The organism is Segnochrobactrum spirostomi, assembly GCF_009600605.1.
Taxonomy (GTDB): Bacteria; Pseudomonadota; Alphaproteobacteria; order Rhizobiales; family Segnochrobactraceae; genus Segnochrobactrum; species Segnochrobactrum spirostomi.
In genome coordinates this window covers 228,529-250,732 of record NZ_VWNA01000001.1, presented here as the reverse complement: position 1 = coordinate 250,732, position 22,204 = coordinate 228,529, and the positions used below count along the sequence as shown (strand labels likewise).

Below are 22,204 nucleotides of genomic sequence, written 5' to 3'. Positions count from 1 at the left end.
GCGTTCCTTTCCGAACGCCGATCGGTTCGGGAGCGCCGCCTTTTCGACACGCAAGGCGAGCCGCCACCATGCCTGGATCATGCGCGGCCGCCGACGGTGGGCCTTGATCGAACGCAAGGGCACGCACAGGGGCGGCGGGCGATGCGCCCGTCGCCGCGGGGTAAGAGGCATCGGTGGGGAGAGATGATCCGCCGACAGGGACGCGGCGACAGGGCGGGAGACCGGAGCCGTGTCCGCGTGCTAATCCGCGGCCGCGTCGTTTGTTTCCCGTGCCCTGCTTCGGAGGTCGGCCATGATCCGCCACATCGTCTTCTTCACGGCGAAACCCGATCGGGTCGAGGAGGTGAGGGCGGGGCTGTCGATCCTGACCGCGATCCCCCATGCGCGCCTCCTCGAGATCGGCACGAACGTGAAGACGGACCAACTCGGCACCGCGGTCGACATCATCGTCTACGGCGAGTTCGACGACGAGGCGGCGCTCGCCGCCTACAAGGCGCACCCGGATTATCAGCGCTCGATCGAGCGGGTCCGGCCGATCCGCGAGGCGCGGATCGCCGCCGATTACGACGTGGCGACGGCCGTGCGTCAGACGATCGCGTGAGGTGCGGCCGCGCCGCGTCGGCGCGGCGCCCGCTCAGCCCGTGACGGTGGCGTGGAGGTCGTAGGCGTCGGCGCGGTCGATCTTGACGCTGACGAACTCGCCCGCCCGGATCGGGCGGCGGCCGGTCAGGTGAACGACGCCATCGATCTCCGGCGCGTCCCACGAGGCGCGGCCGACGGCCGTGAGGCCGTTCGTCTTGTCCACCAGCACCTTGGCGCGGCGGCCGACGCGGGCGGCGAGGCGGCGTGCGCTGATCGCCTGCTGGCGGGCCATGAAGCGGTGCCAGCGCTCTTCCTTGACCTCTTCGGGAACCGGCGCGGCGATGTCGTTCGCCGGCGCGCCAGCGACCGCCTCATATTTGAAGCAGCCGACGCGGTCGAGCGCGGCCTCGTCGAGGAAGTCGAGGAGGAGGGTGAAATCCTCCTCGGTCTCGCCGGGGAAGCCGACGATGAAGGTCGAGCGGATCGCGAGATCCGGGCACATGTCGCGCCAGCCGCGCACCCGGGCGAGCGTCTTTTCCTGATGCGCCGGGCGGCGCATCGCCTTCAGCACGTTCGGGGCGGCATGCTGGAAGGGAATGTCGAGATAGGGGAGGATCTTGCCCTCCGCCATCAGCGGGATGACCTCGTCGACGTGCGGATAGGGGTAGACGTAATGGAGCCGCACCCAGACGCCGAAATCGCCGAGTTCCTTGGCGAGATCGTAGAACTTGGCGCGCACCTCGCGGTCCTGCCACGGGCTCGCGGCATAGCGCAGATCGACGCCGTAGGCCGAGGTGTCCTGGCTGATGACCAGGAGCTCCTTGACGCCCGCCTTGACCAGCCGCTCGGCCTCACGCAGCACGTCCGCCGCCGGCCGGCTGACCAGATCACCGCGCAGTTGCGGGATGATGCAGAAGGTGCACCGATTGGAGCAACCCTCTGAAATCTTGAGATAAGCATAGTGCCGCGGGGTGAGCTTGATGCCCTGCGGCGGCACCAGATCGAGGAACGGATCGTGGGCCGGCGGCACCGCCTCGTGGACGGCGGCGACGACGCTCTCGTAGGCCTGGGGACCGGTGACCGCGAGGACGCCCGGATGGGCGGTGCGGATTTCCTCCGGGTTCGCACCCATGCAGCCGGTCACGATGACCCGGCCGTTTTCGGCCAGCGCCTCGCCGATCGCGCCGAGGGATTCGGCCTTGGCGGAATCGAGGAAGCCGCAGGTGTTCACCACCACCACATCGGCGCCCGTGTGGGAGCGGGTGATCTCGTAACCCTCGGCCCTGAGCTGGGTCAGGATGCGCTCGGAATCGACCAGCGCCTTCGGGCAACCGAGGCTGACGAAACTGATCTTCGGGCTCGCCTTCGGCGTGCCGGCGGCAAGGTCGACGTCGCTCATGGAAACTCCAGACGCATCGTCCCGGCGCGTGGGCGTCTCACGGTGACGAGTGCAGGCAGGGAGATGGCGCAAAAGGCCCAAAAGCGCAAGGCCGGAGGCGCAGACCTGCCCTCCGGCCTCGTCAGGGATCGCCGGGGAGGAGGCGCGCTCAGCCGCCGGTCTGGCCGCGCTTCAGGTCTTCCTGGATGGTGAGCCGGCCGGTGCCGAGCTGTTCGCGGTAGACCTGGACGTTCTCCATGACGCGCTGGACATAGTTGCGCGTCTCGGTGAAGGGGATGCGCTCGACCCAGTCGATCGCGTCCACGCGCGGATCGCGCGGGTCGCCGTACTTGGCGATCCACTCGCTGACGCGGCGCGGGCCGGCGTTGTAGGCCGCGAAGGTCATGATGTAGGAGCCGTTGAACTGGTCGACGAGCTCGTTGAGGTGATAGGCCCCGAGCGTGGCGTTGTAAGCCGGGTCCGAGGTCAGCCGGTTGACGGCGAACGGCAGGCCGGCCTTGCGGGCGGTGATCTGCGCCGTCGCCGGCATGAGCTGGAGAAGACCGCGGGCGCCGGCGGGCGAGACCGCGCCGGGATTGAACACGCTCTCCTGCCGCGCGATGCCGTAGACGACCGGACGCTCGAGGGTCGGCGGCACCTGGGCGGCGCGTGGAATCCCCGAAACCGGGAAGGCGAGGCCGGCGACCGGCATGCCGCGGTTCTGCGCCGTCTTCGCGACCTGCAAGGCGAAGTGATACTTGCCGTATTGGTTGGCGAGGTTGGCGAGCAACGTCACCTGACCGGGCGTCGTCATCGTGTTCGCGAGCTGGTCGAACAGCGGATAGGTCTTGTCGATCGCCCCGACCTGGGCGAGCCGCATGATGGCGCGCACCATGTCGTTCTTCTGGAACGCCGCCTTGTCAGCGCCCGTCGGCTGCGGGATGCCGCCGACGCCGGCCGAGGGCAGCCCCAGCCGCTCGCGGGCGAGCTGGCCGTAGAACGTCATGCCGTAGGCGGCCGCGACCTTGTAATGCTGCGCGGCGCCGCCGCGGTCGCCGCGGGCCTCTTCGGCACGGCCCCACCAATATTGGCCCCGGGCGACGCTGATCGGCGTCTTGGCGTAGGCGACGAGACGGCTGAAGTGCTGCGCCGCGGTATTCGGATCGTTGAGGAAGCGCAGCGCGTACCAGCCGGCGTGGAACTCGGCGTCCATCGCCTCGACAGGCTCGCCGGGGAGCGCGTTCGCGACGAGCTTGTAGGCTGTGCGCGGGTCGTTCATGTCGAGCAGCTTGCGCGACACCATCTTGCGCTCGTCCCACCACGCGCCAGGATCGATCTGGACCTCGATGGTGTTCGGAACCGAGAGCAGGATCTGGGCGGCGTCCTCGTAGCGGCCGTCGCGACGCGCGAGCTGGACGAGGGAATATTTGTAGCCGGCGCGGTTGCGCATCGAGGCCGGCACGGCGGCCATCAGCCTGGCCGCATCGGGGGCCTCGCGCACCACGGCGGCGCGGGCATCGACATAGGTGCGCTCTGCCGGGGTGAGCAGCGGATCGAGCATCTGGGCCTGCTTGCCCTTCTCTGCGAAGAGCAGCATCTCGACGCGGCGGTTCACATCGGCCGGGCGCAGGAACGAGCCGAACTCGGTGATGATCTGCTTCTGCTGCAGATCCGTCATCGGGCTGGTGGTGAAGGTCTCGCGGATGACCTGGGTGGCGGCTGCGGTCATGCCCTTGGCGGCGAGCGCGCGGGCATAGAGCCGGGCGCCGTCCACGCTCTCGGGCTTGGTGCCGTTGAAGATGCGGATCACCTCGTCGGGCGAGGGATTTTCGCGCTGGAGCGCCTGCTCGGCGCGCAGCCGGAACAGCTTCATCGTCGGCCAGTTCGGCGCGTCTTGCGCGAACTGGGTGATCATGGCCGAGCTCATGATGCCGTCGCCGGCGCGGATCAGGAGCCAGTCCACGATCTTGCGGTCGAGCGCGCTCGAGAGGCCGTTGCGCACGGCATAGGCCGCGGAGCCTTGATCGTCGTCGATGAGGGCGATCGCCTTGGTGAGGTCGCCGGGCGCGACCGCCGTCGGTGCGCCGGGCGCGACGTAGCCGCTGGGGCTCGAGGCGTAGCCGAGCGCCTGGGCATTCAGTTGGTCGATCAGGCTCTGCCGGGCGAACTGCTCGGGCGTCAGCGGGGTTTCGCCGGCCGGCTTCGGCTGCGGCGTCGTGCTGAGCGCGAAGGCGCTCACCGGCTCGAGGAGGGCGAGCGTGAGGGCGATCGCACGTGTCCCATGTGAGCGCCGGCTGACTTTTGCCTTCGACGCTCGTCCGTTGCGCTCGCCCCTAAGCATGATCGGCCTCGTTCGGTTGGTACCGCTCGCCGCCCCGGCGCACCATAGCAATGGTTGTGCCGGTTGCGTAGCGGTCTCGACGCACCCGGGCTTTGCCGGGCTTACACGGAAGTCACACCCGTCCTTTTGCCGACAATGAGGTAAACGAAGGGTTTCGAGGCGGCGCGTGGGCGCGGCCGATCCATCCAGCGGCGGTCCTTGCCGCAGGGGCCCGCGCTCACTATTGTCGCGCGCGCCGCGGCAGGTCCGCGCAGCCGGGACGCCAGGACGGCGCCCGCCACCTCATGTTTCGTCGGGAGAACGCCATGTTCAAGGGATCGATCACCGCGCTCGTCACGCCCATGCGGGACGGCAAGGTGGACGAGAAAGCGTTCGCCGACTTCGTGGAGTGGCAGATCACGGAGGGCACGGACGGCCTCGTTCCGGTCGGCACGACGGGCGAATCGCCGACGCTGAGCCACGACGAGCACAAGCGCGTCGTCGCCATGACGGTCTCGATCGCCAAGGGTCGCGTGCCGGTGATCGCGGGCGCCGGCTCCAACAACACCGCCGAGGCGATCGACCTCGCCCGCCACGCGGAATCGGTCGGTGCCGACGCCGTTCTGGTGGTGACGCCCTATTACAACAAGCCGAGCCAGGAAGGCCTCTACCGGCACTTCCGCGCGGTGGCGGAAGCGGTTTCGCTGCCGCTCTTCATCTACAACATCCCGCCGCGCTCGATCGTCGACATGTCGGTCGAGACGATGGCGCGGCTGTTCCACGACGTGCCGAACATCGTCGGCGTGAAGGACGCGACCGCGAACCTTGCTCGCGTCAGCCTCCAGCGCCACGCCTGCGGGCCGGATTTCATCCAGCTCTCGGGCGAGGACGCGACCGCCCTCGGCTTCAACGCCCACGGCGGCGTCGGCTGCATCTCGGTGACGTCGAACGTCGCGCCGCGCCTCGTCTCGACGTTCCAGAAGGCTTGCGCCGCAGGGAACTATGCCGAGGCGCTCGCGCTTCAGGACAAGCTGATGCCGCTTCACCGCGCCATGTTCTTGGAACCGAGCCCGGCCGGGGCCAAATATGCCCTGTCGCTGCTCGGTCGCATCGCGAACGAACTGCGCCTGCCGCTCGTGCCGCTTACCCCGGCCGCGGAAGCGGAAATCCGGGCGGCGATGGAGCACGCCGGCCTCCTCTGAGGCCGCCTTTTCACACCGCGTGACGGACCGCGCCTCGGCGCGGCCGTCGAACCCTTTAAGGACTGACATGGCTGCCGCCAAAGGACATGCGCCGGGCAACCGGCTCGCGGCGGACAACCGCAAGGCCCGCTTTAATTACGAGATCATCGATACGGTCGAGGCCGGGATCGCGCTCGAAGGCACCGAAGTGAAGTCGCTCCGCGCCGGGCGCAGCAACATCGCGGATTCCTACGCGGCCGAGCACGGCGGCGAGCTCTATCTCTACAACGCCTACATCCCGGAATATCTCCAGGCGAACCGCTTCAACCACGAGACCCGGCGGCCGCGAAAGCTCTTGCTGCACAAGCGCGAGCTCAACAAGCTCGCGGGCGCGGTGGCGCGCGACGGCATGACGCTCGTGCCGCTCAAGATCTATTTCAACGATCAGGGCCGTGCGAAGGTCGAGCTCGCGCTCGGGCGCGGCAAGAAGCTCCACGACAAGCGCGAGAGCGACAAGGAGCGGACCTGGAACCGCGAGAAGGCCCGCCTTCTGCGCGATCGCGGGTGAGGGGCGAGCTCGGCTGCCGCTCTTCGGCGCGAACCGCCGGGAGGTTCGTCGATATGTCGAAAGCAAAGTCTGAGGGGCTGGCACGGGCGCGAGCCATCGCTCTATCGTCGCTCGCCGAAATTTCGGACGAGGAAGACGCGGCCCTCACGGCGGCCGCGCTTTCCGATGCCGACAATCCGCCGCGTGGCGACCAAGACCCACGGCTGCTCCGTCCTGCGACGGAGGTCGCTCCCGAACTCGTCGCCGCATGGCGCGGTCGCGCGACGGAATGGATCGAGCTCGAACTCGATCGGGACGTTCTGGAGAAATTCCGCGCCACCGGGCCGGGCTGGCAGCAGCGGCTCAACGACGTGCTGCGCCGGGCGGTGGGCTGAACCACCGCCCTCGGCGGGATGGCCTCAGAGGCCTGGGACCTCGTTCTTCCACGGCATGTCCGGACCGCGGCGGCTGCACACGATCGCGGCGATGGTGCTCGCCTCGTCGGCGAGGCTCGTGATGTCCGACAGGCTCAAGCCGTCGAGGGCGGCACGGGTGAGGAAGCCGCGGCGCTCCAGCCCCGACAGGATACCGGCCATGAAGGCGTCGCCGGCGCCGACGGTGTCGACGATCTTGGTCGCCTTAGTCGGCCGCTCCGCCACCGCCTCGCGGCAGACGATGAGCGAACCCTTGGCGCCGAGGGTGACGATCGCAAGCGCCGCGCCCCCGGCGATCCAGCCTTCCGCGACCTCGAGCGGCGAGCGGCCGGGCATCAGCCACGCCAGATCCTCGTCGCTCGCCTTCACGATCGAGGCGAGCGAGACGATGTGGGACAGGCGCGCCTTGTAGGTCTCCGCATCGGTGACCAAGGAGGGCCGCACGTTGATGTCGAGGGAGATGAGCCGGCGGCTCGCCTCGCGCGCCACGAGCGCTTCGAGCCGCGCGCCGACCGGCTCGGTGCCGAGCACGTAGGAACCGACGTGAAGGAGGGTCGCGCGGTCGTCGATCGGCGGCGCCTCGGCGGGATCGAACAGCCGGCCGGCCGAGCCTTCGTCGAGGAAGGTGTAGGCCGGCGAGCCCGAGGACAGATCGACGAAGGACAGCGTGCTGTTGCGGCTCGTTTCCAGCGCCCAGTCGAGCACGAGGCCCGACTTTTCGAGGGCGGCGCGGAAGCGCTTGCCGAAGATGTCGGTCGAGAGGGCCCAGAGGAAGGCCGTCGGCGCGCCGAGTCGGGCGCAGCCGATCGCCATGTTGAAGGGCGATCCGCCTTCGACGGGCCGGAACACGGTCGCGCCGTCCGGGGCCGTCTCGGAGAAGAGATCGATGACCGTCTCGCCGCTCACCAGGATCATACGGAACTCCCAAATCGCCATGGGCCGCGTGTCACGCTCGGCCGTCAGAACTGCAATGGCGGTCCGCGGGCCGGTTCGCAAGAGGGGGACGATGCGGAGCCCATCCGTTGCGCCGCCTCTCCACCGGCAAGCCCCGATTCCTGAGCCGGCACGGCCGTGGCCGCGGGGGCCGGGAGGGGCCGGCGTGACTTCCTTGCGCGCCTGCGCTACGCCGTGGACGGCCTTCCCGCCCACCCGCGTGTCCTATTCGCGGCGCGATCGTCGCGGAGGGGCGAGGCCATACACGAGCATCGTCCGGTCATCCGTGCCGTCGGCGTCCGCCCGTGACGCCCGAGGACCGGAACCATGTCGCGCCTGTCGGCCAATGCCCTGCTTCTTCTGACCGCGGCGATCTGGGGCGGCGGCTTCGTCGCCCAATCGAACGCGATGGCCTCGCTCGGCTCGTTCTGGTTCACCGGTCTGCGCTTCGTCCTCGCCTTCGTCGCCGTGCTGCCGTTCGGCCTGCGCGAGAGCCGCCGCGCCGCACGCCCGCTCAGCCGCGGCGACGTCGGGCAGATGGTCGTCCTCGGCATCACCTTCTATCTCGGCACGGTGATCCAGCAGTTCGCGATCTCGCTCGGCACGGTGACCCATGTCGGCTTCCTGACCGGGCTCTACGTGCTGTTCGTGCCGCTCCTCGAACTCGTGATCTTTCGCCGGATGCCGCATCCGGTGATCTGGCCCGGAGCTGCGATCGCGGTCGCCGGCACCTGGTTCCTCGGCGGAGGCCTCGATTCGCTCACGGCCTCCGACCTGCTCACGATCGTCTCCGCACTGTTCTTCGCGGTGCAGATCATCCTGATGGACCGCATCGCGCGGCGCACCGAGCGGCCGGTCGCTGCGGCGCTTACCCAATCGGCGGTGGCGGTGGTGCTCGGCTGCGGCTGCGGGCTCCTGTGGGAGCCGCTCGACGTCTCTGCGCTGCCGTCCGTGGCGCCGGAGCTTCTTTATGCCGGCGCGCTGTCGGGCGGCGTCGCCTTCGCCCTCCAGGCGGTCGGCCAACAATATACCCGCGCGGCCGACGCCGCGGTGATGATGATGTCCGAGGCGCTGTTCGCGGCCCTGTTCGGGGCGATCCTGCTCGGCGAGCGGCTCAATGCGGGCGGATGGATCGGCTGCGGCTGCATCATGGCGAGCCTCCTGCTCGTCCAGCTCGTTCCGCTGGTCTGGCCAGGCCGTGCGGCGGCGGCGCGGGCAGCATGAAGAAGGGGACCGCTATGGCGAACGACGCGGGTAAGCGATCCGGCAACGGCGCGGAGGACGGGCCCGATCCGCTCGGCCTGCGGCCCCGCGTGCTCTACCGGGACGACGCGGTCATCGTGCTCGACAAGCCGGCCGGCATCGCCGTGCACAAGGGGCCGAAGGGCGGCATCGTGCTCGAAGACGGGTTCGATGCGCTGCGGTTCGGTCAGGCCCAGCCGCCGCAGCTCGCCCACCGTCTCGACAAGGACACGTCAGGTTGCCTCGTGCTCGGCCGCACCGGGGAGGCAATCGCCGCGCTCGGTCGCCTGTTCGCGGCGAAGGGGCGGGTCGAGAAGCATTATTGGGCCGTCGTCCAGGGCGGACCGACGGCGGACGAAGGCACCATCGACGCGCCGCTGCGCAAGCGCGATGCGGCACGCGGCTGGTGGATGGTGGTCGATCATGCCAACGGCCAGCCGTCGTCGACGATCTGGCGGGTGCTCGGGCGCGGCGCCGGGTTCGCCTGGCTCGACATGATTCCGGTGACCGGTCGCACCCATCAGCTCCGCATCCATGCGGCCCATGCGGGCTTCCCGATTCTCGGCGATCCGATCTACGGGCAGGCCGCGCGCAGCGGTGCCCACCTGCATCTCCACGCACGGGGCATCGCCTTCACGCTAGGTCACCAGCGCGTCGACGTCACCGCGCCGGTGCCCGACCACATGCGGGCCGGGCTCGGCTTGTGCGGCTGGCGGCCTGAGGCGGGCTGACCGGCAGAAATCCAGTCGGGTGCGAACTGGCACCGAATGCGGACCCAATCCGGCCGGAATGGTATGATGAGTCGCGGGTTGGGGATGTGAACGTCATTCGGGAGGATTTCATGCGGGTTCAAAAATCCCGGGCTGCGGGCGCCGCGGGCCGGGTCCGGCTTGGCTACGGTCTCGCCGCCGCTGCCGCCGTCGTGACGCTGTCGGCCGGCGCAGCCGTTGCCGGGCCCTTGCCGGGCCCTACGTCGTCTCCAGAAGCGTCCGGGGCCAGCGGCAAGGGCCTCGTCCAGGACGTCGCCGTCGTCTGCAACGGCTGGGGCCGCTGCTGGACCACGCCGCCGCCTTATGCCCCGCCGGTCTATGTCGCGCCGAACCCCTATTACCGCTACGGCTATTACGGCGCGCCGCCTTATTATTATCCGCCGGCTCCCTATGCCTATCGCCCCCACTGCTGGTGGGTCGTCCGCGCCACCGTATGGGGGCCGCGCCAGGTGCAGGTCTGCAACTGATCGAATCTGGGGCTGACGACGGAGGGAGGGGCGGTTCGCTGCCCCGATCCCCTAAGGGGCTCAAAGGCAGAATCTCGACATCGCGTCTGGCTGGCCCAGACATGGACACGGCGCGTTTCGCTTTCGCGATCCGCGCCGTCATCGATCGTCAGAATGTCTTGAGGAGATTTCTTCCGATCGTCGGGCGCTGTCGGTGCGCCCCGTCTCGATCAATTTGGTGCGGTGGAGAAGACTCGAACTTCCACGGGTTGCCCCACAGCGACCTCAACGCTGCGCGTCTACCAATTCCGCCACCACCGCGGCCAGCCGGATCATCGCCGGCCCGCAGCGTGTAGCAAATACACGGAGCGGGTTCAAGGGCAGGTGACACCGGTGGATAAGTCTGTCGAAAACGATCCCCAGGCTCACGCGAAGGCGCGCGACGCGCGCACCGAAACGCCAACGTTTGCGCCGCTTTCCGGGCTTTTCGGCACCTGGCTGCGGGGCACGTCGGCGGTCAGCGCGGTCCCGTCGGCGAGCGCCAGATGGAGCCGAAGCGTGCGTCCGTGAAACACGACATCGACGATCACCGCTTGTTCGCCGGCTCCGGAAAAGTCGACGGCGACGTCTTCCGGGCGGATCGCGACGCCGACGCGGTCGCCTGCGATCCACGTCGCGTTGGCCGAGGCCGGCTCCGATTCGAGGGTGAGCGGCCCCGCCGCCACGACCACGCGGCCGTCCTTCACGCCGTGCACGGTTCCGTCGATCAGGTTCATCGCCCCGATGAAGCCGGCCACGAATCGCGTTGCCGGAAAGTCGTAGAGTTCGGAGGGCGAGGCGGCCTGTTCGATATGGCCCTTGCTCATGACGACGATGCGGTCGGAGATCGACAGCGCCTCGGTCTGGTCGTGGGTGACCATGACGAACGTCGTGCCGAGCCGCGATTGCAGCTTCTTGAGCTCGACCTGCATCTGCTCGCGCAAGTGCGCGTCGAGCGCGGCGAGCGGCTCGTCGAGCAGCAGCACTTTCGGTTCGCAGACGAGGGCCCGGGCGAGGGCGACGCGCTGGCGCTGACCGCCGGACAGCGCCTGGACGCGCGCCTTCGCCTTGTCGGCGAGGCCGACGAGGTCGAGCGCGGTGGCGATTCGCTTCGCCGCTTCCGCGCCCGGCACCCGCGCCACGGCGAGGCCGAAGCCGACATTCTCCGAGACGTTCATATGCGGAAACAGCGCATAGTCCTGGAACACGGTGTTGACCGGCCGGTCGTAGGGCTTGGCGATGGTCACGTCCCGACCGGCCACGGTGATGCGGCCGGCGGTCGGGGCCTCGAAGCCGGCGATGACGCGCAGGGTCGTGGTCTTGCCGCAGCCGGACGGGCCGAGCAGACTCAGGAATTCGCCCTCGGCGATTTCGAGGTCGATCCCCGAGATGCCGATCGCGCCCCCGGCGAAGGTCTTGGAGACGCCGGAAAGGCTGACGACGGAGGGGCGGGCGGCATCACGCGCCATTCTTCACCTCGTTCGGCTTGGCGGTGTTGATCCAGAGGATTTCGCAGCGCTGCGATCCCGGATTGCGGAAGGCGTGGGGCAGGGTGCTCTTGAAGGCGAAGCTGTCGCCGGCCTTGAGGCGGTAGAGGATCGAATCGATGGTGAGTTCGATCTCGCCGGTGAGCACGCAGCCGAATTCGTGACCGTCGTGCGAATAGGGGCCGGCCCCGGTGCCGCCGCCGGGCTCCACGACGACGCGCAGGCCCGTCAGCACCGCGCCGGGCGGGGACAGGAGCTCCTTCGAGATTCCCTCCGAATGCACGGGCACGGATTTCCGCGCGCCCTCGCGCACCACATAGAGATCGTTCGACTGGCCCTCGTCCTTGTCGACGAGGGTATGGGGCTCGACGCCGAGGGCGGCCGCGAGCGGCCACAAGCTGCGCACCCGCAGGGAGGAGAGGCCGCGCTCGATCTGGCTGAGCGTCCCGACCGAGAGGCCGGCGCGGGCGGCCGTCTCGGCGAGCGACAGGCCTTGCTCCAGGCGCAGGGCACGGATGCGCCGCCCGACCCGCACGTCGGAGGCAGCCTCGTCCTGGCTCGCGTCCAGAGGGCTCGGCTCGGCGGCGCTTGCGTCGGGGTTGGGGCGATCGAGGTCGTCGACCAGGTCGTCCTGAATCACGGGATGCCTTTCGGATGGGAGCGCAATCGGCTCCCGCGGGCGCCGGGGCGTCCGCGGGAGGGAGCGGAGGGGCGATCAGCCGCCCGCCTTGACCTTCTCGAACATCTTCGCGATGGCGTCGTTGTCGGGCATCGGGCCGGTGAAGATGGTGGTCTTCAGCATCTCCTGGGGATCGGCCGGAAGCTGCAAGGTCTCGAGATCCTGCTTCGGCACCAGGGCGAAGGCCGCCGACGAGGCGCTGCCGTAGCCGTAGCTTTCGATCAGGAACTTGCCGGATTCGGGCTCCAGGCGGCTGTTGAAGAAGTCGTAGGCGAGATCGACGTTCTTGGCATTCTTGAGGAGGACCATGCCGCAGGCCCAGGTCAGCATGCCTTCCTTCGGATGCATGAAGGTGACCGGCACGCCCTGCTTCTTGAGCGTCGTGGCGGAGGCGTTCCAGGTCATCGCGGCGACGAGCTCACCCGAGGCGAGCGATTGCTCGACCGAGGTCATGTCCGTCGTATAGGCCTTGAGCAGCGGTCGCTGCTCGCGCAGCACCTCGGCGATCTTGTCGATCTGGTCGGGCGTCAGCTTCTTGAAGATGTCGATGCCGGCGAGCAGCGCGGCGACGACCGGCGTGTCGTGCACGGCGTCGATGGTGGCGATCCGGCCGGCATAGGCCTTGTCCCACAAAAGGCTCCAGCTCGGCACCGGGTCCTTCACGATGTCGTTGCGGTAGAGGATCGAGGTGTTGCCCCAGTCCCAGGGCACCATCCAGACCTTGCCGTCGCCGGCATCGAGATCGGGCAGCGCGCGCAGCACGGGGAAGATCTTGTCCCAGTTCTTGAGGCGCTTGGTGTCGATCGGCTGGATCAGGTCGGCCTGCCGCCAGCGGGCGATCTTGTCGTAGCAGGGATGTGCCACGTCCGGCGAGAAGCCGGCCTTCACCTTGGTGAAGGCGTCGTCGTCGTCACCGAAGGTCGAGGCTTCGACGCCGTTCGGATGGGCGGCGAGGAAGCTCTTGTTGAAGTCCGGCAGTTCGTACCCGGACCAGGTGAAATAGGTGAGCTTGGCGTCGTCGGCCTGGCCCGGCGTGGCGCCGAGCGCGGCCGCCATGAGCGCGGCAGCGAGGCCGCCGGCGATCTTCCCGGTCAGCCGTGAGACATTGTAACCCATGATCGAACCTCCTCCTTCGATGGCGGGCGGGTGAATTCTCGGTCCGGTGGCGCGCGGGGTTCCCTTGCCGCGCGGCCGGATCATGCTCCTGCGGCCTCGCGCGCGACCGCACCACGCCGGCGAATGAACTCGGCGGCACCTGCGATCACGATCGAAACGGCGAGGATCAGCGAGCCGAGCGCCATGACGCTCGGCAATTCCTTCGGGAAGCGCAGTTGCGCCCAGATGAAGACCGGCAGGGTCTGCTCCGTGCCGGTCAGGAAGAAGGCGACGATGAACTCGTCGAACGAGGTCAGGAACGCGAGCAGGAAGGCGGCGGCGACGGCCGGCAGGCTGAGCGGCAGCATCACCTTGCGGAAGGTCAGCCATTCCCGCGCGCCGAGATCCATCGCCGCGTCTTCGAGGCTGCGTGGGATCGCGGCGAAGCGCGTCCGCATCACGATCACCGTGGTCGGCAAGGCGAGGCAGGTGTGGCCGAGCACGATCGCGAGCCGCGATGGTCCGAAGCCGGCGAGGTTGACGAAGATGAGGAGCGCGATGCCGACGATGACGCCCGGAATGAGTATCGGCAGGCGGGCCAGCGCCGAGACCGTGCGGGCGATGCGGCTCGGCCGGGACACGTCGCAATAGGCGATGGCGATGCCGCAGAGCGTCGCGAGGGCGGCCGCCGAGAAGCCGACGATCAGGGTGTTGGCGAGCGCGTCGTGCATCCGCTCGTTCGCGAGGAGCGCCTCGTACCAGGCGAAGGTGAAGCCTTTCAGCGGAAACGCCGCCTGGATCGAGTCGTTGAACGAGAAGAGCGGGATCAGCACCATCGGCAGATAGAGGAAGACGAGATAGGCGCCGACATAGATCGCAAGGCCGGAGAGGCGCGGACGGCGGAACGGGGCGGCTTTCATGTGCGGCTCCCGAAACGCTTGTCGAGGGCGCGGGCGGCCGCGACCACGACGAGGATGACGAGCATCGTCAGCACCGCCACCGCGGCGCCGAACGGCCAATCGTCGGCCTTGCCGAACTGGGCCTGGATGATCGAGCCGATCATCGTGCTCGATGGGCCGCCGACGAGAGCGGGCGTGACGTAATCGCCGACCGTCGGCACGAACACCACGAGGGCGGCGGACAGCACGCCCGGCATCGACATCGGCAGCACCACCCGACGGAAAGTCTCCGCCGGCTTCGCGCCGAGGTCGGAGGCGGCTTCCAGATAGGATTTCGGGATCGTCTCCAGCGCCACGAAGATCGGCAGCACCGCGAACGCGGCATAAGCGTGGGCGAGGGTGATGACGACGGCGGCCGGGGTGTTGAGGAAGGCGAGGATGGGCTCGCGGATGATCCCGAGCTCCATCAGGCCGGAATTGAGCACGCCGTTGTAGGCGAGCACGATCTTCCAGGCGAACACGCGCAGGAGATAGCTCGTCCAGAACGGCAGGGTGACGAGAAACAGGATCAGTCCGCGGTGCCGGCCGGCGTGGAAGGCGGCGTAATAGGCGACCGGGTAGGCGAGGCCGACCGTCGCGAGCGTCACCAAGCCGGCGATGATGAGCGAACGCCCGACCACCATCCGATAGAGCGGGTCGCTCGCGGCCTCGACGAAATTGCCGAATGTGAAGCCGGCGCCGAGCACCGTGCTGTCGTTGATCCGGGTGCTCAGGAACAGGACGAGGGCGAGCGCGAACAGGATCAGTGTCACGGTGACGAGCGTGCCGGGCACGTTCATCGCGATCTCGAAGCGCCGGGCGGAGCGGTTCGGATCCGCCGGGGGTGTCGACGTCGTGGGGGAGGGTGCGGGAAAAGCCGAACTCATGGCCGTCGAACTTCGAGAAAATGAAAGTCAGTCATGATTTTTCATTTTCTCGAAATCGTCAAGCGTCGAGTGAAAGATGAGACGGGGCCTCGGAGCACGCCCCGTCGTCATGGCCCGGCTTGGCCATCTCGGTCAGGTGCGGTGAGAGATGCCCCGGACGAGCCGGGGCATGACGCGGCGGGGGAACGGAAGCGATCCCGGAGAGGGCGTCGAGGGTGCGGCGGGGGAGCGGAAGCGGCCGCGGAGAGGTGGGCGGCAGCGGCGGAGGGGCCTGCAAGAGGGCTATCGGGCCGTGCGCGCCCGAAGTCGCCGCACGCCGAAGAAGGGCACGCCCTTTCCGTCGCTATGGTCCGGCTTGTCCGGACCTTCTCGCCGTCCAGCGCAGGAGCGGCGTGCGCCGCCTCAACCGTGGAAGTCGGCCGCGCGGTAGCCCTGGAAATAGAGCAGGGCGGTGAGGTCGGCGTGGTCGACGCGGGCGTCGGCTTCCGCCGCGACGGCGGGCTTGGCGCGGTAGGCGACGCCGAGGCCGGCGTGGCGGATCATGGCGAGGTCGTTCGCGCCGTCGCCGACGGCGAGGGTCTCGGACGCGACGAGGCCCTTCTCGGCGATCAGGTCTTCGAGCCGCTTCAGCTTCGCTTCGCGGCCGAGGATCGGCTCGGACACGGTCCCGGCGAGGCGGCCGTCGGCGATCTCGAGGATGTTGGCGTTGTGCTCGTCGAAGCCGAGCGCCGCCGCGACCTTCGTCGTGAACACGGTGAAGCCGCCCGAGACGACCGCCGTGTAGGCTCCATGCGCGCGCATGGTGGCGACGAGGGTGTGGCCGCCGGCATTGAGCGAGATGCGCTCGCGCCAGACCTTCTCGGTGACGCCGGCATCGAGCCCGGCGAGCAGGCCGACGCGCTCGCGCAGCGCCGGCTCGAAGGCGATCTCGCCGCGCATGGCGCGTTCGGTGATCGCCGCGATGCGGTCCTTGAGGCCGAGTTCGGCGGCGAGTTCGTCGATGCACTCCTGGCCGATCAGGGTCGAATCCATGTCGGCGATCAGGAGCCGCTTGCGCCGCCCGGCGCGAGGCTGCACGAAGACGTCGATCGGTGCGCCGCCGAGCGCGTCGCGGATCGCGGCCTCGTCGGCGCGGGCGGCGTCGCGGGGCTTCTCATAAAGAAGATCGGCGGCGGTGCCCGGCGCGAGCACGTCGATCTCGGCCCCGCCGATCGCTGCCGCGGCCCGCTCGATGAGGGCCGGTTCGAGGCCGCGGAGGGCCGGATCGGCGACCAGAGTGGCGACGAGCGGAACGGGCGGGACGGCGCTCGGATGGGACACGGACGACCTCGGTCGGCGGACGGACGGGAAGGGCGGCGGATGAAGCGGAACGGCGGACGGAGCGGACCGTGGGCGCGGCGATCCTGATAGCCGGGCCGACCGCGAGCGGCAAGTCGGCGCTCGCGGTGGGGCTCGCCGAGGCGATCGGCGGCATCGTCGTCAACGCCGATTCCATGCAGGTCTACCGCGAATTGCGGCTCCTCTCGGCGCGGCCGGAGGCGACCGACGAGGCGCGCGCGCCGCACGCGCTCTATGGCCATGTTCCGGCGGCCGAACCCTATTCGGTCGCGCGCTGGCTCGACGAGGTGCTCGCCGTCCTCGCCGCGGCGCGCGCCGAGAACCGGCCGGCGATCGTCGTCGGCGGCACGGGGCTCTATTTCGAGGCGCTGACGTGCGGGCTTTCGCCGATCCCGGAGATCCCGGACGACGTGCGCGTGTTCTGGCGGGCGGAGGCCGAACGGGTCGGGGCGGGCGGCCTCCACGCGATGCTGGAGGTGCGCGATCCGGCGATGGCGGCGCGGCTCGAGCCCGCCGACACCCAGCGGCTGACCCGGGCGCTCGAGGTGCTCGACGGCACCGGCCGCTCACTTCGGGATTGGCAGGCCGTCGTGCCCGAGCCGCCGCTCGCGCCCGGAACCTATCGGACCCTCGTCCTCGCACCCGACCGCGGATGGCTCCACGGGCGGATCGCGCGGCGCTTCGCCGGGATGGTGGAGGCGGGGGGCGTCGCCGAGGCGGTCGCCTTCGCCGCCCTCGGTCTCGCCCCCGACCAGCCGGCGACGCGGGCCATCGGCGTCGCGCCGCTCGCCGCCGCGAGCCGGGGCGAGATCGATCTTCGAGAAGCGATCGAACGCGCGGTGATCGAGACCCGGCGTTATGCGAAGCGGCAGGAAACCTGGTTCCGCAACCGGATGGCGGCGTGGCCCCGGCTCGATCCGCGCAATATCGATGAAGCCCCGAGCCGTCTCGCGAAAGAAATGCAATCGCCCTCTTGACCCTGACCGAGCCTCCGTCTAGGGTCCGCCCGCATTCAACACGGGAAACGACCGATGCGCGGTCAGAGCCTTATCGTAATTTGGGAGCGCGCCGCCGGGATGGCATGAGCCATCCGGGACATTCGGCGCGCGCAAGGGGCCCAGACGGCCCCTTTTTTGTTGCCCGAACGGTCCCGATCCTTCCCCGATCCGCTGACGACCAGAAGCCGACGACGAAGAAGAACGAGCTGGAGACGAGACGATGTCGCGTGAAATGACCGGCGCCGAAATGGTGATCCAGGCGATGATCGACCACGGGGTCGATACGCTTTTCGGCTATCCCGGCGGCGCCGTGCTGCCGATCTACGACGCCATCTTCCAGCAGGATAAGGTGCGCCATATCCTCGTCCGTCACGAGCAGGGCGCCGGTCACGCGGCCGAAGGCTATGCCCGTTCGACCGGCAAGCCGGGCGTCATGCTGGTCACCTCGGGGCCGGGCGCGACCAATGCCGTCACGCCGCTCGCCGACGCGCTGATGGATTCGATCCCGGTCGTCTGCATCACCGGCCAGGTCGCGACGCACCTGATCGGCAACGACGCCTTCCAGGAATGCGACACCGTCGGCATCACCCGGCCCTGCACCAAGCACAATTGGCTGGTGAAACGGATCGAGGACCTGCCCCGCATCCTGCACGAGGCCTTCTATGTCGCGACCTCGGGCCGCCCGGGTCCGGTCGTCGTCGACATCCCGAAGGACATCCAGTTCACGAAGGGGATCTATACCGGCCCGCAGAACGTCGTCCACAAGACCTACAAGCCGGTCGTGAAGGGCAATCTCGACGCTATCCGCCATGCCGTCGACCTGATGTCGCGGGCGAAGCGTCCGGTCTTCTATACCGGTGGCGGCGTCATCAACTCCGGCCGCGAGGCGAGCCAGCTCCTGCGCGAGCTCGTCCGCATGACCGGCTTCCCGATCACGTCGACCTTGATGGGCCTCGGCGCCTTCCCGGCCTCCGATCCGCAATGGCTCGGCATGCTCGGGATGCACGGCACCTACGAGGCGAACTGGGCGATGCACGATTGCGATCTGATGATCTGCATCGGCGCCCGGTTCGACGACCGCATCACCGGCCGCCTCGACGCCTTCTCGCCGGGGTCGACCAAGATCCACATCGATATCGATCCGTCCTCCATCAACAAGACGGTGAAGGTTGATCTGCCGATCATCGGCGATGTCGGCCATGTCCTCGAGGACATGGTGCGGCTGTGGCGCGCCTCGAACCATACGCCGGACAAGGCGGCGCTCGCCTCGTGGTGGCGGGAGATCGACGGCTGGCGGGCCCGCAAGAGTCTCGCCTACAAGCGCAACCGCGACGTGATCATGCCGCAATATGCGATCCAGCGGCTCTATGAGCTGAGCCGCGGCCGCGACACCTACATCACGACCGAGGTCGGCCAGCATCAGATGTGGGCGGCCCAGTTCTTCGGCTTCGAGGAGCCGAACCACTGGATGACCTCGGGCGGCCTCGGCACCATGGGCTACGGCCTGCCGGCGGCGCTCGGCGTGCAGGTCGCCCATCCGGGTTCGCTCGTCATCGACATCGCCGGCGACGCCTCGGTGCTGATGACGATGCAGGAGATGTCGACCGCCGTGCAGCATGATCTGCCGGTCAAGATCTTCATCCTGAACAACCAGTACATGGGCATGGTCCGTCAGTGGCAGCAGCTCCTGCACGGCAACCGCCTGTCGCACTCCTATACCGAGGCGCTGCCGGACTTCGTGAAGCTCGCGGAAGCCTATGGCTGCGTCGGCATGCGCGCGACCAAGCCGGACGAGCTCGACGATGCGATCCGCGAGATGATCGCGGTCGACAGGCCGGTGCTCTTCGACTGCCGCGTGGCGAACCTCGCGAACTGCTTCCCGATGATCCCGTCGGGCAAGGCGCACAACGAGATCCTGCTCGGCGACGACGTGAGCGACGACGAGCTCGAGGACGTCATCGACGAAGAAGGCAAGATGCTGGTGTGACGGGCGCCTCTCCTGCGAGAGGCAAGCCCCGGGTCGGGAGGGTCGCGTTTCGCGGTCCTTCCACCCGCCGGACCGAAAGTTGACCCCATGCTGATGAAGATCGATCAGGCCACCATGCGCGCTCCCGAACCCGTCGAGAAGCACACGCTCTCCATCCTCGTCGACAACGAGCCGGGCGTGCTCGCCCGCGTCATCGGGCTGTTCTCCGGCCGCGGCTACAACATCGACACCCTGACGGTGTCCGAGACCCAGCACGAAAAGAGCGTCTCGCGCATCACCATCGTGACGACCGGGTCACCGATGGTGATCGAGCAGATCAAGAGCCAGCTCGCCCGCCTCATCCCGGTGCACCGCGTCGCCGATCTGACGGTGACCGGCGCCTCGATCGAGCGCGAGCTCGTTCTCGCCAAGGTGCGCGGCCGCGGCGAGGCCCGCGTCGAAGCGCTGCGCCTCGCAGCCGCATTCGGGGCGAAGACCCTCGACGCCACGCTCGAATCCTTCGTGTTCGAGTTCACCGGCGCGACCGACGAGGCCGAGCGCTTCATCGCGACGCTGACCGATGTCGGGCTCGTCGAAGTCGCCCGCACCGGCATTGCAGCTATGGCCCGGGGACCCGAGGGGCTCTGATCTTACAGTGCGTGTTCGGTCCCGAGTTCGTGCGTCCCAGCGTCGGCGGCTGCTAGCCGCCGTCGTGCTCGGCGTTTCCCTGTCCGCCTCGTTGTCCCCCGCCCGGGCGGGGGACACGCCGACGGAAGGATTCTGGGACGTGCAGCGGCGGGGCGCCAACAGCTTCAATAAGGTCGAGAGCGTCGATAACCTCGCCGCGGCGAAGACGTTTGGCGCGGGCTTCGTTCGTCTCGCCTTCGACAAATGGAAAGGCGAGGGGCGCGACTTTCTCGCCGGCGATCTCGATCATTATCGTGGGCTGGTACCGGCTGATCTGGCGAAGTTGAAGGTGATCCTCGACGGTGCCGCGGCGCGCGGAGTCAAGGTGGTGATCGTCCCGCTCGGGCTGCCTGGCGCCCGCTGGAGCCAGCTCAACGGCAATGTGCGCGACGATCGCCTCTGGCGTGACGAGGCCTGGTGGGATGCGGCGGCGGCCTATTGGCGGGATCTGGCGACGGCTCTCAAGGGCCACCCGGCGATCGTCGCTTACAATGTACTGAACGAGCCCGCGCCGGAGTTCGGTCAAGGGCTCTCCGAGACATCCCAAGACGTCGCTGCGCGGGATCGCTGGTGCCGCTCGGTCGCCGGAACGCCGCGGGATCTCGATGCCTTCTATCGAAAGATGGTGGCCGCGATCCGCTCGGTCGACCCTGACACGCCGATCATGCTCGACACGGGCTTCTACGCGCAGCCCATGGCGGCCCGCTGTCTCTCGCCGATTGCCGATCTGAAGGTGCTCTACTCGGTTCACCTCTATGAGCCCTACGCCTTCACGAGCCGCCACAACGATGGGCGGTACCATTATCCGGGTGCCGTCGATTACGACGGAAGTTCCGAAATGTGGAACAGGGATCGCCTTGCGGCCCAGCTCGCGCCGTTCACCGATTGGGCGAAGAGCCACGGCGTGCCGGCGTCACGGCTCGTCGGCGGCGAGTTCGGTTGCGTGCGCTGGAACGACGGGTGCGGGGCATATCTTGCGGATCAGATCTCGGTGATGAATGCCGCCGGGCTTCATTGGGCGTTCTATTCGTTCCGCGAAGACGAATGGGACGCTTACGACTACGAGCTCGGCACGAAGAAGCTCGGCTGGCGCTATTGGGAGGCGGTCGAGAAGGGACAGCACCCGTCCCTCGTACGCAAACCCAATCCGCTGTCTGACGTGTTGTCCGGCGCGCTCGCGGCTGCCCCGTCAAAGCCGGCGGCACCAAACGGAGGCGGCCTGTGACCCAACCCGCCGCCACGCTGCGCTCCGCCGACGCGGTCCATAAGCCTGCCTGGCTTCAGGCTGCGCCGTTCGTGTTCCTACTGTTGTGGTCGGCGGGCTTTCCGGTCGGCAAGGTCGGCGTCACCTATACCGGGCCGTTCACGCTGCTCGCGTGGCGCTACGGCCTGGTGCTCGCGGTTTTGGTGCCGCTGATCCTGTGGGTGCGGCCGCCGCTGCCGAAGACGCGCCGCGCGTGGGTCAACCTCGCGGTGATCGGGTTCCTGATCCAGGGGCTCTATTTCAACCTGAGCTATTTCGCCTTCCGCTTCGGCATTTCGGCGAGCGCGCTCTCGCTCATCGTCTCGATGCAGCCCGTTGTCGTGGGCCTCGTGGCGCCGCTGTTCACCCGGGAGCGGGTCGGTCCGAGGCGCTGGATCGGGCTCCTGCTCGGTCTCGCCGGCGCGGCGATCGTTATTCTGTCGCGCTCGGCGATCGAGATCACGTCGCCCGTCGCCGTGGTCCTCGCGGTCCTGGCGCTGCTCGCCATGTCCGGCGGGGCGCTCTACGAGAAGCGCTTCGGCGCGCCGCAGCACCCGCTAACGGCGAACGCGGTGCAATATGCGGTCGGCCTCGCTCTGTCGCTGCCGCTCGCGCTCGCCTTGGAGGACGGTCACGTGGTCTGGAGCGCGCCCTTCATCGGGGCGCTCGCCTACCTCGTCATCGGCAATTCGCTCGTCGCGATCTCGCTCTACCTGGCCATGATCCGGGCGGGCGAGGTCTCCAAGGTCTCGGCGCTGTTCTTCCTCGTGCCGCCGGGTTCGGCCCTGATCGCCTGGGGCATGCTCGGCGAAGCGATGCCGCCGCTCGCCTGGGCCGGCATGGCGCTCGCCGCCGGCGGCGTCGCGCTCGCCTCGGTGCAGCGGGCCAAGCCGGTGCGAGACGCCGCCGAGGAGGCCTGCACATGAAAACCGATCCGATGGCGGTTCCGTGCCCCGAAACGGGCCTGCGTCCGCCTCACCGAACGCCGCCCGCGGCCCTTTTCGGGCCGCCGCC

21 protein-coding genes and 1 tRNA gene are annotated in these 22,204 nt (G+C 68.6%); 12 read left to right on the top strand and 10 right to left on the bottom strand.

The genetic code is table 11. The features are described 5' to 3' along the window. Positions 1 to 292: 292 nt before the first annotated feature. Positions 293 to 601: a Dabb family protein gene (locus F0357_RS01220; protein WP_153477845.1), complete on the top strand. Its 309-nt coding sequence runs from the start codon at positions 293 to 295 to the stop codon at positions 599 to 601. A 33-nt stretch (positions 602 to 634) separates the two neighbouring features. Here F0357_RS01220 and rimO read toward each other — a convergent pair whose 3' ends face one another. Next, positions 635 to 1,981, bottom strand: coding sequence for a 30S ribosomal protein S12 methylthiotransferase RimO (gene rimO / locus F0357_RS01215; RefSeq protein WP_153477843.1), 1,347 nt, complete (start codon positions 1,979 to 1,981; stop codon positions 635 to 637). A gap of 148 nt (positions 1,982 to 2,129) precedes the next feature. Then, positions 2,130 to 4,301 (bottom strand): lytic transglycosylase domain-containing protein, encoded by a 2,172-nt coding sequence (locus tag F0357_RS01210; protein ID WP_153477841.1) that lies wholly within the window; start codon positions 4,299 to 4,301, stop codon positions 2,130 to 2,132. A 305-nt stretch (positions 4,302 to 4,606) separates the two neighbouring features. On the opposite strand from F0357_RS01210, the gene dapA reads away from it, so the two are divergent. The 3 genes from dapA (at position 4,607) to F0357_RS01195 (ending at position 6,403) form a co-directional block, all read left to right on the top strand. Beyond that, entirely contained in the window at positions 4,607 to 5,482 is an 876-nt protein-coding gene (gene dapA, locus F0357_RS01205; protein WP_153477838.1) for a 4-hydroxy-tetrahydrodipicolinate synthase, read from the top strand. Between the two features lie 67 nt (positions 5,483 to 5,549). Next, positions 5,550 to 6,029 carry an SsrA-binding protein SmpB gene (gene smpB / locus F0357_RS01200; protein ID WP_153477836.1) on the top strand — a complete coding sequence of 160 codons (480 nt, stop codon included), beginning with the start codon at positions 5,550 to 5,552 and terminating at the stop codon, positions 6,027 to 6,029. A 53-nt stretch (positions 6,030 to 6,082) separates the two neighbouring features. Beyond that, complete coding sequence (locus F0357_RS01195) at positions 6,083 to 6,403, top strand: BrnA antitoxin family protein (protein ID WP_153477834.1); 321 nt, start codon at positions 6,083 to 6,085, stop codon at positions 6,401 to 6,403. A gap of 24 nt (positions 6,404 to 6,427) precedes the next feature. Here the strand turns inward: F0357_RS01195 and F0357_RS01190 are convergent, their stop codons facing one another. Further along, complete coding sequence (locus F0357_RS01190) at positions 6,428 to 7,357, bottom strand: carbohydrate kinase family protein (RefSeq protein ID WP_208948156.1); 930 nt, start codon at positions 7,355 to 7,357, stop codon at positions 6,428 to 6,430. Positions 7,358 to 7,702: 345 nt separating this feature from the next. Between F0357_RS01190 and F0357_RS01185 the strand changes: the two genes are divergently transcribed. From F0357_RS01185 to F0357_RS24880, 3 genes are all read left to right on the top strand, one after another. Next, a complete protein-coding gene (locus F0357_RS01185; protein WP_153477830.1) occupies positions 7,703 to 8,599 on the top strand; it encodes a DMT family transporter in 897 nt (298 codons plus the stop codon). 14 nt (positions 8,600 to 8,613) lie between these two features. Beyond that, positions 8,614 to 9,348: an RluA family pseudouridine synthase gene (locus F0357_RS01180; RefSeq protein WP_153477828.1), complete on the top strand. Its 735-nt coding sequence runs from the start codon at positions 8,614 to 8,616 to the stop codon at positions 9,346 to 9,348. A 110-nt stretch (positions 9,349 to 9,458) separates the two neighbouring features. Then, positions 9,459 to 9,854 (top strand): hypothetical protein, encoded by a 396-nt coding sequence (locus F0357_RS24880; RefSeq protein WP_153477826.1) that lies wholly within the window; start codon positions 9,459 to 9,461, stop codon positions 9,852 to 9,854. A gap of 215 nt (positions 9,855 to 10,069) precedes the next feature. Here the strand turns inward: F0357_RS24880 and F0357_RS01170 are convergent. The 7 genes from F0357_RS01170 to serB form a co-directional block, all read right to left on the bottom strand. Then, positions 10,070 to 10,154: transfer RNA gene (locus F0357_RS01170), tRNA-Leu, on the bottom strand. Positions 10,155 to 10,258: 104 nt separating this feature from the next. Then, on the bottom strand, positions 10,259 to 11,341 hold the full coding sequence (locus F0357_RS01165; RefSeq protein WP_153477823.1) for an ABC transporter ATP-binding protein: 1,083 nt from the start codon (positions 11,339 to 11,341) through the stop codon (positions 10,259 to 10,261). After that, on the bottom strand, positions 11,331 to 11,927 hold the full coding sequence (locus F0357_RS01160; RefSeq protein WP_153485917.1) for a helix-turn-helix domain-containing protein: 597 nt from the start codon (positions 11,925 to 11,927) through the stop codon (positions 11,331 to 11,333). Before F0357_RS01160 ends, F0357_RS01165 begins: the two co-directional genes overlap by 11 nt. Before the next feature lie 147 nt (positions 11,928 to 12,074). Beyond that, positions 12,075 to 13,154: an ABC transporter substrate-binding protein gene (locus F0357_RS01155; RefSeq protein WP_153477820.1), complete on the bottom strand. Its 1,080-nt coding sequence runs from the start codon at positions 13,152 to 13,154 to the stop codon at positions 12,075 to 12,077. An 80-nt stretch (positions 13,155 to 13,234) separates the two neighbouring features. Beyond that, entirely contained in the window at positions 13,235 to 14,053 is an 819-nt protein-coding gene (locus F0357_RS01150; protein ID WP_153477818.1) for an ABC transporter permease, read from the bottom strand. Beyond that, entirely contained in the window at positions 14,050 to 14,871 is an 822-nt protein-coding gene (locus F0357_RS01145) for an ABC transporter permease (protein ID WP_376767815.1), read from the bottom strand. Before F0357_RS01145 ends, F0357_RS01150 begins: the two co-directional genes overlap by 4 nt. Positions 14,872 to 15,360: 489 nt before the next feature. Then, on the bottom strand, positions 15,361 to 16,278 hold the full coding sequence (gene serB, locus F0357_RS01140) for a phosphoserine phosphatase SerB (protein WP_312861402.1): 918 nt from the start codon (positions 16,276 to 16,278) through the stop codon (positions 15,361 to 15,363). A gap of 68 nt (positions 16,279 to 16,346) precedes the next feature. Between serB and miaA the strand changes: the two genes are divergently transcribed. The 5 genes from miaA (at position 16,347) to F0357_RS01115 (ending at position 22,116) form a co-directional block, all read left to right on the top strand. Beyond that, the gene (miaA, locus tag F0357_RS01135; protein ID WP_312861401.1) at positions 16,347 to 17,273 is read left to right on the top strand and encodes a tRNA (adenosine(37)-N6)-dimethylallyltransferase MiaA; all 927 of its coding nucleotides are present in this window, start codon (positions 16,347 to 16,349) and stop codon (positions 17,271 to 17,273) included. A gap of 241 nt (positions 17,274 to 17,514) precedes the next feature. Continuing rightward, positions 17,515 to 19,281, top strand: coding sequence for an acetolactate synthase 3 large subunit (locus F0357_RS01130; protein WP_153477814.1), 1,767 nt, complete (start codon positions 17,515 to 17,517; stop codon positions 19,279 to 19,281). An 87-nt stretch (positions 19,282 to 19,368) separates the two neighbouring features. Continuing rightward, positions 19,369 to 19,908 carry an acetolactate synthase small subunit gene (gene ilvN, locus F0357_RS01125; RefSeq protein ID WP_153477811.1) on the top strand — a complete coding sequence of 180 codons (540 nt, stop codon included), beginning with the start codon at positions 19,369 to 19,371 and terminating at the stop codon, positions 19,906 to 19,908. Then, positions 19,841 to 21,172 carry a glycoside hydrolase family 5 protein gene (locus F0357_RS01120; protein ID WP_153477809.1) on the top strand — a complete coding sequence of 444 codons (1,332 nt, stop codon included), beginning with the start codon at positions 19,841 to 19,843 and terminating at the stop codon, positions 21,170 to 21,172. Before ilvN ends, F0357_RS01120 begins: the two co-directional genes overlap by 68 nt. Next, positions 21,169 to 22,116: a DMT family transporter gene (locus F0357_RS01115; protein WP_312861400.1), complete on the top strand. Its 948-nt coding sequence runs from the start codon at positions 21,169 to 21,171 to the stop codon at positions 22,114 to 22,116. The genes F0357_RS01120 and F0357_RS01115 overlap by 4 nt, the downstream gene beginning before the upstream one ends. Positions 22,117 to 22,204 lie beyond the last annotated feature (88 nt).

Excerpts from the sequence above, each read along its gene's own strand:
- F0357_RS01220 (WP_153477845.1), top strand. The coding sequence starts at position 293 with ATGATCCGCCACATCGTCTTCTTCACGGCGAAACCCGATCGGGTCGAG.
- rimO (WP_153477843.1), bottom strand. The coding sequence starts at position 1,981 with ATGAGCGACGTCGACCTTGCCGCCGGCACGCCGAAGGCGAGCCCGAAG.
- F0357_RS01210 (WP_153477841.1), bottom strand. The coding sequence starts at position 4,301 with ATGCTTAGGGGCGAGCGCAACGGACGAGCGTCGAAGGCAAAAGTCAGC.
- dapA (WP_153477838.1), top strand. The coding sequence starts at position 4,607 with ATGTTCAAGGGATCGATCACCGCGCTCGTCACGCCCATGCGGGACGGC.
- smpB (WP_153477836.1), top strand. The coding sequence starts at position 5,550 with ATGGCTGCCGCCAAAGGACATGCGCCGGGCAACCGGCTCGCGGCGGAC.
- F0357_RS01195 (WP_153477834.1), top strand. The coding sequence starts at position 6,083 with ATGTCGAAAGCAAAGTCTGAGGGGCTGGCACGGGCGCGAGCCATCGCT.
- F0357_RS01190 (WP_208948156.1), bottom strand. The coding sequence starts at position 7,357 with ATGATCCTGGTGAGCGGCGAGACGGTCATCGATCTCTTCTCCGAGACG.
- F0357_RS01185 (WP_153477830.1), top strand. The coding sequence starts at position 7,703 with ATGTCGCGCCTGTCGGCCAATGCCCTGCTTCTTCTGACCGCGGCGATC.
- F0357_RS01180 (WP_153477828.1), top strand. The coding sequence starts at position 8,614 with ATGGCGAACGACGCGGGTAAGCGATCCGGCAACGGCGCGGAGGACGGG.
- F0357_RS24880 (WP_153477826.1), top strand. The coding sequence starts at position 9,459 with ATGCGGGTTCAAAAATCCCGGGCTGCGGGCGCCGCGGGCCGGGTCCGG.
- F0357_RS01165 (WP_153477823.1), bottom strand. The coding sequence starts at position 11,341 with ATGGCGCGTGATGCCGCCCGCCCCTCCGTCGTCAGCCTTTCCGGCGTC.
- F0357_RS01155 (WP_153477820.1), bottom strand. The coding sequence starts at position 13,154 with ATGGGTTACAATGTCTCACGGCTGACCGGGAAGATCGCCGGCGGCCTC.
- F0357_RS01150 (WP_153477818.1), bottom strand. The coding sequence starts at position 14,053 with ATGAAAGCCGCCCCGTTCCGCCGTCCGCGCCTCTCCGGCCTTGCGATC.
- F0357_RS01145 (WP_376767815.1), bottom strand. The coding sequence starts at position 14,871 with ATGAACGTGCCCGGCACGCTCGTCACCGTGACACTGATCCTGTTCGCG.
- F0357_RS01130 (WP_153477814.1), top strand. The coding sequence starts at position 17,515 with ATGTCGCGTGAAATGACCGGCGCCGAAATGGTGATCCAGGCGATGATC.
- ilvN (WP_153477811.1), top strand. The coding sequence starts at position 19,369 with ATGCTGATGAAGATCGATCAGGCCACCATGCGCGCTCCCGAACCCGTC.
- F0357_RS01120 (WP_153477809.1), top strand. The coding sequence starts at position 19,841 with ATGTCGGGCTCGTCGAAGTCGCCCGCACCGGCATTGCAGCTATGGCCC.